Genomic DNA, 16,932 nt, shown 5'->3' with positions numbered 1-16,932 from the left:
CGTAAGGCAATTTCCGAGAGTTTCGGTCACGCCCTGTTTGTATTGAGATTATTGACGATGTGGGCTTCCCGATTCCTTAAATTCAACTCCCGCGACATGGCGATCGATCTCGGGACCGTGAACACTCTGGTCTATCTTCGTGACAAGGGCATCGTCCTGAACGAACCCTCGGTTGTGGCGCTCGAATCGATCAACGGCGTGTCTCGGGTCAGGGCGATCGGGACCGACGCCCGGCTGATGCTGGGCAAGACGCCGGAAAATGTCCGGACGATCCGCCCGCTTCGCGATGGCGTGATCGCCGACATCGATGTCGCCGAGCAGATGATCAAGCATTTCATCGACAAGGCGCATGGCGGCCCGAGCAAAATCCCGCGGCGCCCGGAAATCGTGATCTGCGTCCCCTCCAGCTCGACCATGGTCGAACGGCGCGCCATCCGCCAGGCCGCGACCAATGCCGGGGCGTCGAAGGTGCTGCTGATCGAAGAACCGATGGCCGCCGCAATCGGCGCCGGCCTGCCGGTCACCGAGCCGGTCGGCGCGATGGTGGTCGATATCGGCGGCGGTACTACCGAAGTGGCCATCCTGTCGCTGCGCGGTCTTGCCTATAGCATCTCGGTTCGCGTCGGCGGCGACAAGATGGACGATGCGATCGCAAGCTATATCCGGCGCAAATACAGCTTGATGATCGGCGAGGCGACGGCGGAACGAGTCAAGATCCAGATCGGGATGGCGTGCAAACCGGCCGAAGGGGTCGGGCCGGTGATGGGGGTTCGCGGTCGCGACCTGGTCGCCGGCGTGCCGCGCGAGATCGAGATCAGCCAGTCGGAGATTGCCGAGGCACTCGCCGAGCTGGTCGGTCAGATCGTCGAGGCAGTCATGACCGCGCTCGAAAATACGCAGCCGGAACTGGCGGCCGACATCGTCGACCATGGCATCGTCATGACCGGCGGCGGTGCGTTGCTGCGTGGTATCGACCAGGTGCTGGCACGCGCCACCGGCCTTCCGGTCGTGGTGGCCGACGATGCGCTGATGTGCGTCGCGATCGGCGCAGGACGCGCGCTGGAGGACCCGACCTATCACGGCGTACTGGCGTCGCAATAACGCCGGTACGGTCAGGCGGACTGCAGCTTGCGCAAACCCTTCACCGACAGGCTGCGGAACGTCACCGACCAGCGGCGTTCCGTCATCTCGACGATGCTGTGCTCCCATTCATGCCGCGCCGCATCGTGGAGATGATAGATCGAGCGCGGCGCAAGCGGCAGCGCCGCTCGTTCGAACATCTGGCCGGTGCGCCGGCGCAAGCGCAGCGTCGCGGGCGCCTCAAGCGAGATACCGACGACATGCTCGAACACCAGTCGGTCGCGGTGCCAGCCGATCCCGGCGCCGGGATCGTAACGCGTGACAAGCACTTGAACGAGGTCATCCGCCGCCAGGCCGGCGAACCGCGCCGCCCGGTCACGCAAGGGTGCGAGAAAGGCGGGGATCGGCTCGGTCGGCCCGAAGCTCGCATCGTCGAAGTCGTAGCGCCAACCGAACGAGGCAGTCTGCCGCTTGCCCAGCCAGCCCTGGAAGCGGAACGGAGCGACGTCCACGTCCTCCAGATGCGCGACCAGCGCCACTTCCTCCGCCGCGGTCAGGACATCATCGGCATAGGCCAGCCCAAGCGGCACGGTGGCGCGCGGCGACGCACCAAAAAGATCAGTCTGCATGCCGGCTATATAGGGACGGCCGCACCGGAATCTCCTCCTCCCGCCACGGCTTTCTCGCCGCGCGAATAAGTACCGGTCAGCAGGCCGGTGCCCAGCACCCGGTCTCTCATCGCGGCCAGCAGCGCCGACCGGCCTGGGCTGGCATCGAGCACGGGCGCTTCGGACAAGGCGAACAACTGGAAGACATAGTCGTGCATGCCATGCCCGGTCGGCGGATCGGGCGGCAGCCAGCCCTCGACCAGAAAGCTGTTGCGCCCGACATCGCCCCCGCGTGCATCGCCGGCACCATCGGGCGCGATCGCGCCTTCGGCCAGCCTGCGCTCGTCCGCCGCGATGCCCCACAGGATCGCATGGACCAATGGGTTCGGCGCCGGCGCATCCGGGTCCTCGACGATCAGCGCGAAGCAAGCCGTCCCAGCCGGTGCCGCACCCCATAGCAAGGGCGGTGACACGCCTGCACCATCGGCGGTGAACCGCTCGGGCAAGCGCCCGCCGCTCGCAAAGGCCGGACTCGTCAGGTCGATCTCCGCGCCGACATCGCCAAGCTCGGGCGACACGCAGATCAGCTTGGCGTGACCGGCGCGGACATTGTGCAACAGGCTTCCCAGCCATCCGGGTATATGTTCGAGCATCATCCTGCCTTCATGACATTGTGACCATATCAACCCGCGAACACCGCGAGGTATCCCGCCGCGACCCCGCCTATTCGCCGATCAGATGCAGTGCGATCTCCCGCCGATGCGGCCGACGGCGATGCTCGAACAGATAGATGCCCTGCCATGTACCAAGCGCCAGTCTGCCGCTGATCACCGGAATCGCCAACTGTACTTGAGTCAGCGCGGTCCGGATATGAGCGGGCATATCGTCGGGTCCTTCGTCATCATGATCGTAAGCGGCGGGATCCTCCGGCGCGATGCGGGAGAACCAGGCTTCGAGATCGCTGCGCACGTCGGGCGCCGCATTTTCCTGGATGAGCAGGGATGCCGATGTATGGCGGCAGAACAGAGTCAGGAGCCCCTCGCCCATCGCCTGCGCCTCGACCCAGTCGATGATGCGATCGGTGATATCGACCAACCCCTGCCGGCGCGTGTCGAAGCTGAGCATGGTGGTTGCTTGACGCATATCACTCCTATGCCGGACCCCGGCCGCTATTCCCCGCAGATCATGGCTGATCGTGGCGAACCACCTGACCGCCCTTCATGACGAATCGTATCGCACGCGCGGCGTCGATACGTCGCGTCGGATCGCCAGCCAGGCCGACCAGATCGGCAAGCAGCCCCGCCCTGACCGCACCCACGCGATCCGCAATGTGAAAGGCATGCGCGTTCCGGGAAGTCACGGCGATCATCGCCTGCGCAGGCGTCATGCCGGCCGCGACCATCAATTCGAGTTCGCGAACATTATCGCCATGCGCGAACACCCCGACATCGCCGCCCGCGCAGATCGACACCCCGGCAGCGAGCGCGGCACCAAAGGCCCGGCGACTCGCCAGCACGCCCGCCGGAGGTGGCGCGACACCATCCCAGCCGGCGTAGCGCGCCACGGCATCCGCAGCCGCCAGCGTCGGACACAGTACCACGCCATGGTCACGCATCGCCGCAAAGATCTCGGGCGTCCCGCCATAGCCATGCTCGATCGTATCCGCGCCCGCGGCGATCGCGCGGCGCATGCCCTCGGCGGTCGATGTGTGCACCGCCACCAACCGCCCGGCGTCGTGCGCGGCCTCAACGGCAGCGCGCAATTCGGCAAGCGAGAAGGTCGCGCGACTCTCCTCGCCGGCGCGCCAGCGATAGTCGCCATAGAGTTTCACGACATCGGCACCGACAGCGATCTGACTGCGCACCGCCGTCACCACCTCATCGGCTCCGCTTGCTTCTTCGGCGCCCTGCGGCACCACCACGCCGGGCTCGAACCCTTTCGGACCATAAGCGCCACGCGCCACGATCGCGCGGGTCGCGACCATCAACCGTGGTCCGGGCACAATCCCCTGATCGATCGCCTGGCGGAGCCCGACATCGGCATAACCCGCCCCTTCGGTCCCGAGATCGCGCTCGCTGGTGAACCCGGCCATCAATGTCGTGCGAGCGGCAACCACCGCCCGCGCCGTGCGCAGTGCGAGCGGCTCGTGCAGCACCTGGTCATCCCATTTCGCTTCATTGTAAGGGTGAAGGAACAGATGGCCATGCCCCTCGATCATGCCCGGGATCAGCGTTTCACCGGCAAGCTCGATCGTGCGGGTGCCGGCAGGCACCGTCAGTGCCGGACCAGCCGCGACGATGCGGTCGCCACGGATCAGCACCTCCCAACCGATATGCGGCGCCGGGTCGATACCATCGAACACCTGCGCCGGGCGCAGCAGGATCGCCTCCGGCTCCTCCGCGACGGCCGGCGCCGCGATCAGCAGCAGCAGTGTCAATATCCAGCGCATCGATCCCTGCTCCTTGCTCCCCGGTCGGCCGCCCGATAGCCTTGGTCCATGGATAGACCCGCGCGCCTGCTCCGCAACCCGCTCTTCGCCTTCATTCTGATCCTGGCACCAGTCCAGGGAGCAGCGGCGGCGCCGTCCGAAGCGGCGCGATGGCAGGCCCAGGCTGCGCGCGTGACCATCACGCGCGACGATTGGGGCATTGCCCATGTCCATGGCCGCAGCGATGCCGATGCGGTGTTCGGCGCGATCTATGCCCAGGCCGAGGACGACTTTGCGCGGATCGAACAGAATTACCTCACCGCGCTCGGACGCACCGCCGAAGCCAAGGGCGAAGCCGCGATCTGGCAGGATTTGCGCCAGCGCCTCTATGTCGCTCCGGCCGACCTGCAGGCGAAATACCGCGCCAGCCCGGCCTGGCTGCGGCAATTGATGACAGCCTGGGCGGACGGGCTGAATTTCTATCTTCGCACGCATCCGGCGACCCGGCCCAAGGTGCTGACCCGCTTCGAACCCTGGATGGCGCTGTCCTTCACCGAAGGCAGCATCGGCGGCGATATCGAGCGTATTTCACTCCCCGACCTCGCCCGCTTCTATGGCGGCGATCGCACCGTCGCGCTGAATGCGGCGGAGGACGACACCCGCCCGCGCGAGCCGCGTGGATCGAACGGCATCGCGATCGCCCCGAAAAACACGGTCGATGGCCATGCACTGCTGCTCATCAACCCCCATACCAGCTTCTATTTCCGCTCCGAGCTGCAAATGACCAGCGATGCCGGGCTGAATGCCTATGGTGCTTCGACCTGGGGGCAATTCTTCATCTACCAGGGCTTCAACGCGCATGCCGGCTGGATGCACACCTCATCGGGTGTCGACGTCGTGGACGAATTCGCCGAAACGATCGTCACCAAAAATGGCCGGCGCTTCTATCGCTATGGCCACGAATTGCGTCCGGTGACAACCAGCGCGGTGACGATCGCCTATCGGCGCAGCGACGGATCGCGCGGTACGCGATCATTCGACGTGCATCGCACGCATCACGGCCCGATCGTCGCCGAGCGCGACGGCCGCTGGATCGCCGAAGCCTTGATGTGGAAGCCGGTGCCTGCACTCGAACAGAGCTGGCTGCGGACCAGAGCGACCGGTCTTGCCGCGTTTCTCAAGATCGCGGGGCGCCAGGCGAATTCGTCGAACGACACGATCTTCGCCGATGCCGCGGGGCGGATCGCCTATCTCCATCCGCAATTCGTGCCGGTTCGCAACGACCGGTTCGACTATAGCAATACGGTCGACGGCGCCGATCCGGCAACCGACTGGAAGGGACTGCACGCGCTCGCAACGCTGCCGCAAGCGATCGACCCCGGCACCGGCTGGGTGGTGAACACCAATAATGCGCCGTGGACCGCCGCCGGCACGGACAGCCCCAAGGCGGCGAACTTCCCGCGCTATATGGACACAGCGGGGCAGAATGCGCGCGGGGTTCATGCCGAGCTGCTGCTCAACGACCGCCATGATTTCACCGCCGACCGGCTGATGGCGGCTGCCTATGACAGTTATTTGCCCGCCTTTGCCGACCTCATCCCCCGGCTGGTTGCCGCGTTCGATGCGCTGCCGGCGCAGGACCCGCGCCGCGCGACGCTTGCGGAGCCGGTCGAGACGCTCCGGCGATGGGACTTCCGCTGGTCGCTGACCTCGGCGCCGACTTCACTGGCGGTATTCTGGGGCGACGCGCTATGGCGCGATGTTGGTCCGTTCGCGCGCGCCGAACGCATCAACGTGCCCGATTATATCGCCTCGCGCGTCACCCCTGATGCCAAGCTCGCCGCGTTACAGGCGGCACTGGATCGCCTCACCCGCGATTTCGGCGACTGGCGCGTCCCGTGGGGGCGGATCAACCGCTTCCAGCGGCTCGACGACGCGATCGACCCGCATTTCGACGATACGAAGCCAAGCACGCCGGTACCGTTTACCTCGGCGCAATGGGGATCGCTTGCATCATTTGGCGCGCGCGCGTTCGACAATACGCGGAATTATTATGGCACGAGCGGCAACAGCTTCGTCGCCGTGGTCGAGTTCGCCCCCCGGGTGCGCGCCTGGGCAGTCACCGCCGGCGGCGAAAGCGGCGATCCCGCGTCACCGCATTTCGCCGACCAGATCGAACGCTATGCCGGCGGCAAGCTGCGCCAAGTCTATTTCTACCCCGACGATCTGGCTGCACATGCCAGCCATCGCTATCGACCGGGATCTTAGCGGGCGAGCCCGGTCATCGTACTGCGTCGATCGCCGGTCGCTTGCCCGTTTCGACCCAGGACCTGAGCGCCTGCCACGCCGCGCCGGTCTGTTCGGGGCTGAATCCGCAATGGGTATAACCCTCGACCCCGCCAATCGGCAGCGGCGCCTTCACCGCGGGCAATGCATATTGGGCCAGCCGACTCTGATTGCCCGCTGCCGCCACGATCCGCCCGAGCACTTCGCTCTGCGCATAGGGAACCAGTGAATCGATCCGGTTGTGGATCGTGACCAGAGGCGTGCGAAACCGGCCGGTCGCCTGGTGCCAGCGCCGGGCCGCCGCGACCGCCACCGGATCAGCCGCGATCCGCTGTACGCCCTTGTTGAAAGCGTCCGTCTCCTGCGATGTCATCTCGGGAATGGAATAGACCTTGCCGACATTGCCATAAATCTGGCCGCCAAGCGTCTCGCGCAGATCGTCGGCGCCGAGCGTAACGGTAACCAGCGGAAAAGCGAGCGAGGCGGGTTCGGGCTCGAAACCGCCAATCGCCGCCACTTGCCGGACGATCTTCGCTTCGCGCCCGCCGGGATTGGCATTGGCCGCCTTGAACAACGCCAATACCGGCGTCGCGATCCTGGCGATCTGCGCCCAGCGAAACGCCTCGCCCTTGGTCATGTCACCGGACGGCGGCACGACGGGCAGCGCGGTCCGCGCGAGATCCTGTTCACCCGGCAACGCATAGGGCGTGCCGACGGTGAGCAAATTATACGCCGCGCGCATGTCGATCAGTTGGCCGAACAGGCTTTCCCAGCCATCGGTCACACCGCAAGCGGAGAGTGCCCCGGCGAAAGCGGTGGGGTGCTGCTCGATCAGCGAGAGGACGATGTTGCCGCCCATCGAGGCGCCACTGACATAGACTCGCTTCGTGCCCAGCTTCACCATGAAATCGCGCAGCCGAAGCGTGTTCTCGGCGCCGGTTTGCACGCCCATCCCGGCCTTGTCATAGGCACTGTGCCCGACCGCGAAACCCTCGGCATATGCCGCCGCGAGCGCTCCGCCGCTCCCCGTCTTGTCCAACGGGTCTTCGGCCACCGCGACCGGCGTGCCGGGAGTCGAATAGCCATGGGCGAAGAGCAACGCGTCGTGATTCCAGGTCGCCGGAAAGGCCAGCGCGAACTGGTCGCCGGCAAGTTTTCCGTCGAGGATCAGGCCGCCGCCCGGCGCCGCCCTGGTCGTGACCTCGGAGGCGCCCAGTGCCTTTGCCCGCGTGACGATCGCCGCCTGTGGCGCGGAGAGTGCGGGAGGAGCGGCAGGAGCATCGGCGGCGATGACCGGCGCGGCGGACGCGAGCAGCATGACAGCCGCCCATTTGATCAGCGCAGATCCGGCGGCATGTGACGTCCTCATATGGTTTCCCTTCCTGATGTGCCGATCAGCGCGGACGCGTGCCGAGATGCCGGTCGAAGAACCGGGCAATGACCTGATAGGCCTCGGTGGATTCGGGCATGTCGGGCCAGACAAAAAAGGCGTGCGGCAATCCATCGAACAGATAGAGCTCGGCCGGGATGCCCGCTGCCCTCAGCCGGCGATGCGCCAGCGTCAGCCCGCTGACCGCGAAATCGCGCCCGCCGGCAAGCATCAATGTGGGCGGAAAAGCCTTTATCTCGCGATCGGACGCCAGCGGATAAGCGATGGCGTCGCTCACCGGCACCCCCGCGAGATAGGGGGTCGGCAGCGTCGGCGGCAGCGTTGCGACCGCAAGCGCAGGACCGCCGGTGATGGGACCGGACAGATAGGGGCTGTCGCCGCTATAGGGCGCGGCAGTGCCGCAAAAGGTCCCAACCGCTCCGGGACGTGGCAGGCCCTGCTTCCTGATCCAGGCGATCGACTGGGCGGCGATGACCCCGCCTGCCGAGCAGCCATAAATGCCGATATTCTCCGGGCGATAACGCTTCAGCAGGTCGCGATAGACCGCTGTCACGTCCTCCGACGCCGCCGGATAATGATGTTCCGGGGTCAGCCGATAATCGACCGTCACCACCGTGATCCCCATCGTGGCGGCGATCGGGATCGCCTCCACCAGCGCACCGCTGCCCGCGCCCCAGATGAACGCACCGCCATGGACGTTGATCAGCACGCGGCGCAGGTTGCGCGGCGTGCTCCCCTTTGCCGACGTGACTATGTCCACACCGACCCCGTCGATCGTCGCGTGTCGCTCCAGCGTCTGGAAATGCCGCCGCATCTCGGCGAGGCGGTCATCATTATACTTCGCGTAAAAGGCGCGCGAGCGCGCGATGTCGCCCTTCAGATCCGGCGCTTTTGCCGCCTCCATCCTTTCCAGGACGCGCACTGCCTCGGCGCTGAGCTGGTTCGAGGCCGGCAGCGCGAAGGACGGCACCTGCAGCGCAGCCGGGTGCTGCGCCAATGCGGGTGCGGCACACCACAACGCCGCGATGGCCATCATCCATTTCATTTCCCAGCGCTCCCAAGTTTTGCGGTCAGAAAGCGCGCCATCGTGCCGAACGCCGCATCGCTCTCCGGCGCTTCGACATAGGCCCAGAAGGCGTGAGGCAGTCCGTCGAACATCACCAGTTGCGACACGCTGCCCGCTGCATCGAGCTTGCGGCAGAAATCGGCGGTGGCGCTCAGCAGCACGTCGCGGCTGCTGGTCAGGCATAGGGTCGGCGGCCACCCCGACAGATCGCCGCGCGCCGGCGAGAGCAATGGATCGGCCAGGTCCACCGATCCGGCATAGATGCGCGCCAGTCCGGTCATGCCGGGATCGCCGAAGAGAGTGAGCGAATCGCCGAACCCGGTCAGGTCGGCGCTCCCCGAAAACATGCCGAGCGCACCGGGCAACGGCAGCGTCGCCGTCTTCAGCCGTGCGATCAGTTCAGGGCCAAGGATCGCGCCCGCCGATGTGCCATAGACACCGATCCGTCGCGCCGGCGCCTGCTTCAACAAGGCGCGATAGACCGTCAGGCCATCCTCCACCGCCGCGGGGAAGCGATGTTCGGGCGACAGGCGATACAGCACCGCGACCACACGGTATCCGGTCAGCGCGGCAATCGGGATATTCTCGGTGAGCGACCCGGAATCGACCATGAAACCGCCGCCATGGAGGTTCATCAACAGGGATGTTCCCTGCCGCCAGCCCTTCGGCGTGAAGATGCGGACCGGCACGCCGCCAATGGACCCGTCCTCCACCGCCACCTTGTAGCGCGCGCGCATCCGGTCGCCGATCTCGCGCTGGATCGCATCGGACCGGACACGACGCTCGACCATCGTCTTTGCGGTGTTCGGACGCGCAGCGTCCGCGGCAAGTGCCGCCCGCGCTTCAGGGCTGAGATTGGTTGGCGGCGGCAGGGCTTGCTGCGCCGTCGCGGCAGTGGCGATTGCCAGGCCGAGCAGGAAGATCATGGTATCGCGCAGCATCAGCGGCGGCCCTTTACGAGTGTGGCATAAAGCCGGGCGCTCGGCTTGACGGTGCGCCTGAACGTCGTGCGGTCGACCGCGACCAGACCGAAGCGGGGACCATAGCCCGAGAACCATTCGAAATTGTCGAGCAGCGACCAGTGGATATAGCCGATCACCGGCACACCGTCCCGACGTGCGGCATCAACCGAGGCGATCGCTTCCGGAATGAAGCGCGCCCGTTCGGCATCGTCGGCGGCGTCGATGCCATTTTCGGTGACGAGGATCGGCTTGCCCGTCACGCGATGAGCATAGCGTGCGACATTGCCGACCGCAGCGGGGTACCATTCCTTGCCATTGGGCCGGCGTGCCGCATCGGCGGGAAGGTCCATCGCGCGGTCCGGTCCGATATAATCGCGGCCATAGGTCTGGATGCCGACGAAATCATCCTTGTCCATCACCGCGAAGAACGGGCCATAGACGTCGGCGCGCTTGCGCTCGATCGCACTGTTCTCGCCGACCGCCACCTCGTCTGGAATGGCGAGACTCATGCCGACAGGAAGGTCACCGCGCACCGCCTTGATCGCCGCGCGGCCTTTGACATGGGCCGCGACGACACCGGGGATCATCGGATGCGGTTCGCCGGCGTTGAGCAGCGAGAAACGATCCGATCCGCTTGCCCTGCCCGCTGCCGCGACGGATGCAGCGATCAGTGCCTGAAATGTTGCGTCGGGCGGATGTGCCGACCAGCGTCCACCAAGCGCGAGATTGGGTTCGTTGAAGGTCAACGCATGACTGATTCCACCAGCCATCGCCCGCGCCACGCGGTCGCAATAGCGCGCGAACCAGTCGGGCGCCTGCGGGTTCTCCCAGCCGCCGGCGGCGGCGAACCAGCGCGGCGTGGTGAAATGGTTGAAGGTGACGACCGGCGCCAGCCCCTGTCCGCGGCAATGATCGACCATGCGTCGATAATGATCGAGATAGGCGTGGCTGAACTGCCCTTGCGCAGGCTCGATCCGCGACCATTCGACCGAGAAGCGATAGCAATTGAGCCCGAGCGTCCTGACGATCGCGACATCCTCGCGCCAGCGGTTCAGGCTATCGCAGGCATCGCCGGAGGGCTCGGCGAAAACGGTTGGCTTGACCTGTTCGAGCAGCCAGATGTCGGCATTGACATTATTGCCCTCGACCTGGTGCCCGGCGGTTGCCGCACCCCACAGAAAATCGGATTTGCCGCGCGCCATCGCCGGTGCCGCAGCGGTCAGCGAGGCGGCAGCGGCGAGGCCGAGCGCGTCGCGTCGGCTCACCGCGGAACTCATTTGATCGCATCCGCGGCGGGCCGCTTACCGGTCTCCACCCACGACCGCAGTACCCGGAACGCGCCAGCACCTTGCATCGATGTGAAGCCACAATGCGTATAGCCCTCGAAATCGCCGGGAATGGGCAATTTCATCCGCGTCGGCGGCACCGCATATTGAATGAGGTTCCGGCTGTTGCCGGCCTTGGCGACGATCTTCCCAAGCGCCTCGGACTGGCTGAACGGTACCAACGAATCGATCGTCTGGTGGACGGTGACCAGCGGGATGGAAAAGCGGCCGGTCGCCTCATGCCATTTCCGGGCATAGGCGGTCGCGCGCGGATCGGCCTGGAAACGCTGGATCTTCGCGTTGAACGCCGCGACCTCGGCTGCGGTCATCTCGACCGGGCGATAGCGTTTGCCGACATTGCCGACCGGCAATCCGCCCATGGTCGCGACAATGTCGTCCATGCCGAGCGCTGCGACATAAAGCGGTGTCGCGACCGCCACGACGTCGGGCGCGAACCCGCCGATCGCCGCGACCTGGCGGATGATCCGCGCCTCGGGTCCGTCCGGATGCGCCTTGGCCGCGGTGAACAGGGCGAGCACGGGTGCTGCCAGCTTCATCTTCTGCGCGGTACGAAAGGTGTCGCCATCGGTCGTGTCGCCCGCCGGCGGGGTCACCGGCAATCCCGACCGAGTCACGTCCTGCCCGCCCGGCAACGTATAGGGCGTGCCGGCGGCGAGCACGATATAGGCCGCCCGCATATCGGCGAGCGCGCCGATCTCGCTCAGCCAACCATGCGTCACACCGCACAATGCCGTCGCGCCGACGAACGCGCGCGGGTGCTGCTCGATCAGCGACATGACGATATTGCCGCCCATCGAACCGCCCGCGAGATAGGCGCGTGAGGCCCCCAACCGGCCCGCAAATTCGCGCAGCGCGAGCAGGTTGCGCGTTGCCGTCTCCGTCCCGATGCCGTTCTTGTCATAGATGGTGACACCAGCGGCGAACCCCTGCCCATAGGCGTCGCGCAGCATGCCGGCGGCCGGATCCTTGACGATCGGATCGTCGGGCAAGGTCGGTTGCGCACCGGGCGTGGCATAGCCGCCGGCAAACAGCAGCAATTGCCGGTTCCAGTCCCGCGGCACGCCGAGCGAGAAAAGCCGCCCGTCGAGCTTGCCGCCCAGGATCATGCCGCCATCGGGACCGGATGCCGTCGTCACGTCGGTCGCGCCGACGCGCTTCGCCTGCTCCATTAGCGTGACCTGTTCAGCGGTCGGCGAAAAGGCCGCCGGGCCCGATGCAGCGGAGGGCGACAATGGTGTGACCGGGGCCTGCTGCGCCGGAACGGGTGCCCCGACGAGCAGCGCGGCTGGCATCATGCCAAAAAGCATTCGCTTCACGGCCGCCCCTTTCAGAAACGATAGCGGAGCTGGACGCCATACTGCGCCGGCTCACCATAGATCGAATTGTTGAAACCCGAATTATTATAGCCCGGATTGGACGCCACCCGATATTGCTTGTCGAGAACGTTGGTGCCGTACAGCGCCAGGTCGAGCGGCGCACCGCGGACATCGTTCCATTCCAGCCGCAGGTTGAGCAGACCATAGGACGGGATCGTGTCGAACGGCTGAATCTCCGGCGTGACCCGCAGGCTCGACTGCCACGACCAGATCGCCCGAACCGCCATGTCGCCTTCGCGAGCCGGGATGGGCAATGCAAGACGCGCATCGAGGCTGTATTTGTGCTTTGGCACGAACGAAAAAGGCGTGCCGGCAAGGTCGCGGCTGGGCTGTGCCGCGGTCAGCGCTTGCGGGATCGCCGGGATCGCGATCGAATTATATTCGAGATATCGTGCCGAGTTGAATGAATAGGTGCCGCTGAGCGTCAGCGCCTTGAACGGGATCAGCATGCCTTCGAACTCGAGGCCGAGGACACGCGCCTTCTGGGCATTGGTCAGGATGTCCGATCCCGCGATCGCCGCACGCTGGATCACCTGGATATCGTTGAACCAGGTATAGAAAGCGGCGATGTTGGTACGCGCGCGGACTCCACCCAGATTCCAGTCGCGCTTCAGCCCGACTTCGGCGTCGGTCACCTTTTCCGGCCATACCCCGAACAGCGGATGCTCCTGACCGAGGAACAGCGAGACGATCGGGTTGTTCGCACCCGATTTATAGCCGCGCCGCGATACCGCATAGACCAGGGTCTGCGGATCGGCCTGCCAGTCGAGCCCGAGCTGCCAGGTCGGCCCGTTGCTGCGGCCCTCGAACGAGGGCGAGGTGCAATTGGGATAGTGCAATGTGGGGAAGCCGCCCGCGGCGACCGCCTGAAACGCATCATAGGTGCACAGGCCGGCATTGAGCCCGATTACTTGCGCCGCCTGGGCAGGGGTGATCAATCCGATCGCCGCCAGCTTGTTGAACACCTGATAGCTGTCCGCCGACTGATAGGCCTGGATATGTCCACCATAAGTGTCCCAGGTCCAGCGAAAACCCGCCGTCGCGGTCAGGGTCGGCGCCAGCTTATATTGCACCTGCGCATAGACCGCTTTGCTGCGGCCATGGACTTCGGCGCTCGGCTGGAGCGAGAGTGCGGGCAGCAATGGTCCGTCGGCGCCGATCAGCGCCTGCACGGCCGGCGGAAGAATGATCAGACCGCCTCCCAGGATGCCGCCCAGTTGCAAGGGATTGACCGTCTGGAAGGTCAGCGGCGCCATCGTCTTCTCGTCGAGGTAGAAACCACCCGCCTGGATGCGCAAACTGCCATTGTCGTAGCGGGCCTGGACTTCCTCCGTGAAGGTGCGCAGGTTGTTGTTGTAACTGCCCGGATAAGCGCCGAGCAGGTCGGCGATCGGCAACGGAGTCGAATCGCGGTCGGTCGCACTGGTCGATTTGGTCCGGCTATAGCTGACGATGTTCTTGAAGGTCAGCGTATCGCTTGCCCGCCACTCGGTATTGTTGAGCACCAGCAGATTCTTGGCGACCTCCCGGGTCGGCACGCTCAGCGCGGTGCGGCGTATGCCCCGCGCCTGCTGCGCCTGGAGATAGGGGAGGAGCAAAGCGGCATAGGGACGGTCGGGGTTGACCGACATCAATATGCTGCCGCCGCCATGCTCGTTCACATCCACATAGCTGACCGCGGTATAGTTGCTGATCGCATCCGTCGGGTTGAACTGCACGCCGAGCCGAAGCGAATAATTGTTGCGGTTCAGATAATCGCGCCCCGTCACCACGTCGCGGACATAGCCGTCGCGCTTGTCGAACTGCCCCGCGACGCGGATCGCGAGAACGTCGCTGACGATCGGAACGTTGAGCGCGCCTTGCACGCTGGTGCGCTGAAAATTGCCGAGCGTACCGTCGATATATCCCTCGACTTCGTTCATCTTGGGTCGTGCCGGTTCGAGCAACACCGCGCCGCCGGTGGTGTTGCGTCCGAACAGCGTGCCTTGCGGCCCCTTCAATACCTGGAGCGACGCCAGGTCGTAGAAATTTCCCGGCCCGCTGACGGTCGAAGGCACTTCGGCGAAATACCCGACGACGCCCGGACCACTGCCGGTGCCGGCGCCGCCAGTGCCGCCCATGCCACGGATCGTGTAGGTTTCCTGATTGCGGGCGACATCGCCCAGCACCGACAGTGACGGTGTGTAGTTCTGCAGGTCGGTGCCGTTGTTGATGCCCTTTTCGCGCAGCGCATTCTGCGTGAAGGCAGTGACCGCGACCGGCACTTTCTGGCTGAGCTCCGCCGAACGCCGCGCGGTGACGACGATATCCTCGAGTCCACCCTGCTGGTCGGGCTGCGGCCCGGACTGCAGATCGTCGGCCGCGTGCGGCGCAACGACAGGCACGGGCGCGACGTCCGACACCGCAGTGACTCGCATCGGTGCAGCGATCAGCACTGCGGTTCGCCCGTCAAAGGAAGCAATACGCAATTGCGATGGCGCGATCAGCCGGGTCAGCGCATCGACGATCGCGAAATGCCCCTTGATCGCGGCCGTCTGTTTTCCGCGTGTCGCCTCATCCGGCGCGATGATCTGGATACCCGCCTGACGGGCGAATGCCTTGATCCCCCGCGCCGCGGGTTGCACGGCAAGATCGAAATCTCGCGCCTGCGCACATGCAACGCCGGGCGCCACCGCGACCATGGCCGCGATTGATGTCATTCCAAGATAGATAAATGCGCGCAAAGCCCCCTCCTCTTTTCGTCTACGCGTCTTAAGCGCGTCTATGAAACTGGATGGGCGGCCTGCGATCTTCCGTCACCGCACCGCGATTATTTCACGATCCGTGTCGTCGCTTCATCCTGTTCGGTATGGCCGCCGACCATGGTCGCCGCCGATCGCGCGAAGCTTTCGGGATCATTGGCCTGGAACCAGCCGACAAGCCTGCGATTGGCCAGGCTTTCCTCGACCGTCACCTGATGACGGTTGTAGCGGTTGAACTCGGCTGCGGCCTCGGCCAGCGTCATCCCGTCGAGCACGATCTCGCCGCGCGACCAGGCCAGCGCCTGACCGACGCCGTCGCTCCTGATCGCGGCATTGCTTGCCCCGGTCGCATCCTGAAGCCGCACGCGGTGCCCGGCCCTGAGGCTGATGAAGCGCGTCGGTGTCGCCTCGGACCAGGCGCGCACCGTGCCCGACGTGACCGTGACGTCGGTGGCGCCGTTGCGGCGCCGTACCGCGAATGCCGTCCCGACCGCTTCGACTCGTATCGGCCCGGCCGAGACGACGAACGGCCGCGATCGATCCTTGGCGACATGGAACCAGGCCTCGCCACGCTCCATATCGACCAGGCGGCGCGACGGCGTCATCCGCACATGCGAGAGGCTGGCGGTGTTCAGCACCATGACTGATCCATCGGTCAGTTCGGTGCGCGTCCGCTCGCCCAGCGCCGTCGTATAGGCACGGCTTCCATCGCCCCCCAGCCAGAAGACGCCCGCCATCGCCGCGGCCGCGAGACCGCCGCCAAGCGTCATGATCCAGCGGCGCGCCGGCACCCGACGAGTCTCGGACACATCTTCATCCACATCGTCGAGATGCCGCCACATCGCCTGAGCGCGAAGATAGGCGCCCTGCCGACGCGTGTCGCCGGCCAGCCACGCGGCGAGTTCCGCCGCGATCGCCGGATCGTCGCATGCGCGATCGACCCGGACCACCCATTCCGCGGCGTCGCGGTTGATCGCGTCAGCGGTTTCGCGGACGTGCATGGCTTTGCCTCTTCGTGAACATGGGCTTCCTGGTAAACAGGGACAGTTCGGAGCGCTCCTCATCGCTCAATCCAGCCAGGATGCTGCGCAATCCTCGGGTCAGGTCATTTTCGACGACCATTTCGGTCACACCCAGGCGTTCCGCCGCCTCGCGCTGCGAAAGGCCCTCGATCTTGCGCAGCCGGAAGACGGCACGCCGCCGCTCCGGCAACCCTGCCAGCAGCGCGCCAATGCGCGCAAGCCAGGCGCGGTCGATCGCAATGCGCTCGGGCGACAGTTCGTCGGTATAGCCGGTAATGGCTTGCTCCATCTCGGCGGCGCCCCCGATCGCGTCGATCTGCACCACGCGCGCGCGACGCAGATCGGCCAGAACGATGTTGCGCGCGATCTGGAAAAAATACCGCTTGGGTTCGAGAATGTGTGTGATGTCGTCCATCGCCGCGATGCTGCAATATGCCTCCTGGATGACGTCCTCGATATCCTGGCGCGCCACGCTGCGCAGCAGCCACCGGCGCAGCGCGGGTTCGTGCGGAAGAATATTCCGCGCCACCCAAGTGACCAGATCGACACGCGCCATTCACCCCTCCTAGTAGATGAGATGGGCAAGAGCAGCATTTCCGTCGCGGAAATCGCCTGCCGTGACAATTG

General features: G+C 65.5%; 14 protein-coding genes. 2 read left to right on the top strand and 12 right to left on the bottom strand.

Annotated features, from left to right (window positions below; all coding sequences use genetic code 11):
- The first annotated feature begins 57 nt into the window (after positions 1 to 57).
- Entirely contained in the window at positions 58 to 1,101 is a 1,044-nt protein-coding gene (locus OO12_RS12010; protein ID WP_034158930.1) for a rod shape-determining protein, read from the top strand.
- 11 nt (positions 1,102 to 1,112) lie between these two features.
- Here the strand turns inward: OO12_RS12010 and OO12_RS12005 are convergent, their stop codons facing one another.
- The 4 genes from OO12_RS12005 to OO12_RS11990 all read right to left on the bottom strand — a co-directional run bounded on the left by OO12_RS12005 (position 1,113) and on the right by OO12_RS11990 (position 4,137).
- Positions 1,113 to 1,709, bottom strand: a complete 597-nt coding sequence (locus tag OO12_RS12005) for an alpha-ketoglutarate-dependent dioxygenase AlkB (protein WP_034158929.1) — start codon at positions 1,707 to 1,709, stop codon at positions 1,113 to 1,115.
- 5 nt (positions 1,710 to 1,714) lie between these two features.
- Positions 1,715 to 2,341 (bottom strand): YbhB/YbcL family Raf kinase inhibitor-like protein, encoded by a 627-nt coding sequence (locus OO12_RS12000; RefSeq protein ID WP_034159147.1) that lies wholly within the window; start codon positions 2,339 to 2,341, stop codon positions 1,715 to 1,717.
- Between the two features lie 70 nt (positions 2,342 to 2,411).
- Complete coding sequence (locus OO12_RS11995; protein ID WP_034158928.1) at positions 2,412 to 2,831, bottom strand: secondary thiamine-phosphate synthase enzyme YjbQ; 420 nt, start codon at positions 2,829 to 2,831, stop codon at positions 2,412 to 2,414.
- A gap of 40 nt (positions 2,832 to 2,871) precedes the next feature.
- A complete protein-coding gene (locus tag OO12_RS11990; protein WP_034158927.1) occupies positions 2,872 to 4,137 on the bottom strand; it encodes a metal-dependent hydrolase family protein in 1,266 nt (421 codons plus the stop codon).
- 48 nt (positions 4,138 to 4,185) lie between these two features.
- On the opposite strand from OO12_RS11990, the gene OO12_RS11985 reads away from it, so the two are divergent.
- Entirely contained in the window at positions 4,186 to 6,384 is a 2,199-nt protein-coding gene (locus OO12_RS11985; RefSeq protein WP_034158926.1) for a penicillin acylase family protein, read from the top strand.
- A 13-nt stretch (positions 6,385 to 6,397) separates the two neighbouring features.
- On the opposite strand, the gene OO12_RS11980 is transcribed toward OO12_RS11985, so the two are convergent.
- From OO12_RS11980 to OO12_RS11945, 8 genes are all read right to left on the bottom strand, one after another.
- Entirely contained in the window at positions 6,398 to 7,771 is a 1,374-nt protein-coding gene (locus OO12_RS11980) for an alpha/beta hydrolase family protein (protein ID WP_034158925.1), read from the bottom strand.
- Positions 7,772 to 7,796: 25 nt separating this feature from the next.
- Complete coding sequence (locus tag OO12_RS11975; protein ID WP_034158924.1) at positions 7,797 to 8,837, bottom strand: alpha/beta hydrolase; 1,041 nt, start codon at positions 8,835 to 8,837, stop codon at positions 7,797 to 7,799.
- Positions 8,834 to 9,799 (bottom strand): alpha/beta hydrolase, encoded by a 966-nt coding sequence (locus OO12_RS11970; protein ID WP_034158923.1) that lies wholly within the window; start codon positions 9,797 to 9,799, stop codon positions 8,834 to 8,836. Before OO12_RS11970 ends, OO12_RS11975 begins: the two co-directional genes overlap by 4 nt.
- Positions 9,799 to 11,085, bottom strand: coding sequence for a glycoside hydrolase family 1 protein (locus OO12_RS11965; protein ID WP_235364768.1), 1,287 nt, complete (start codon positions 11,083 to 11,085; stop codon positions 9,799 to 9,801). Before OO12_RS11965 ends, OO12_RS11970 begins: the two co-directional genes overlap by 1 nt.
- Positions 11,086 to 11,093: 8 nt before the next feature.
- Positions 11,094 to 12,461: a hypothetical protein gene (locus OO12_RS11960; protein WP_160296792.1), complete on the bottom strand. Its 1,368-nt coding sequence runs from the start codon at positions 12,459 to 12,461 to the stop codon at positions 11,094 to 11,096.
- A gap of 32 nt (positions 12,462 to 12,493) precedes the next feature.
- Entirely contained in the window at positions 12,494 to 15,241 is a 2,748-nt protein-coding gene (locus tag OO12_RS11955; RefSeq protein ID WP_235364767.1) for a TonB-dependent receptor domain-containing protein, read from the bottom strand.
- Between the two features lie 110 nt (positions 15,242 to 15,351).
- A complete protein-coding gene (locus tag OO12_RS11950) occupies positions 15,352 to 16,284 on the bottom strand; it encodes a FecR family protein (RefSeq protein ID WP_052215792.1) in 933 nt (310 codons plus the stop codon).
- On the bottom strand, positions 16,262 to 16,861 hold the full coding sequence (locus tag OO12_RS11945) for an RNA polymerase sigma factor (protein WP_052215791.1): 600 nt from the start codon (positions 16,859 to 16,861) through the stop codon (positions 16,262 to 16,264). Before OO12_RS11945 ends, OO12_RS11950 begins: the two co-directional genes overlap by 23 nt.
- Between the last annotated feature and the right edge of the window lie 71 nt (positions 16,862 to 16,932).

The sequence above is a fragment of the Sphingomonas sp. ERG5 genome, from assembly GCF_000803065.1.
Lineage (GTDB): Bacteria > Pseudomonadota > Alphaproteobacteria > Sphingomonadales > Sphingomonadaceae > Sphingomonas.
This window is presented reverse-complemented; position numbering and strand designations above follow the sequence as displayed.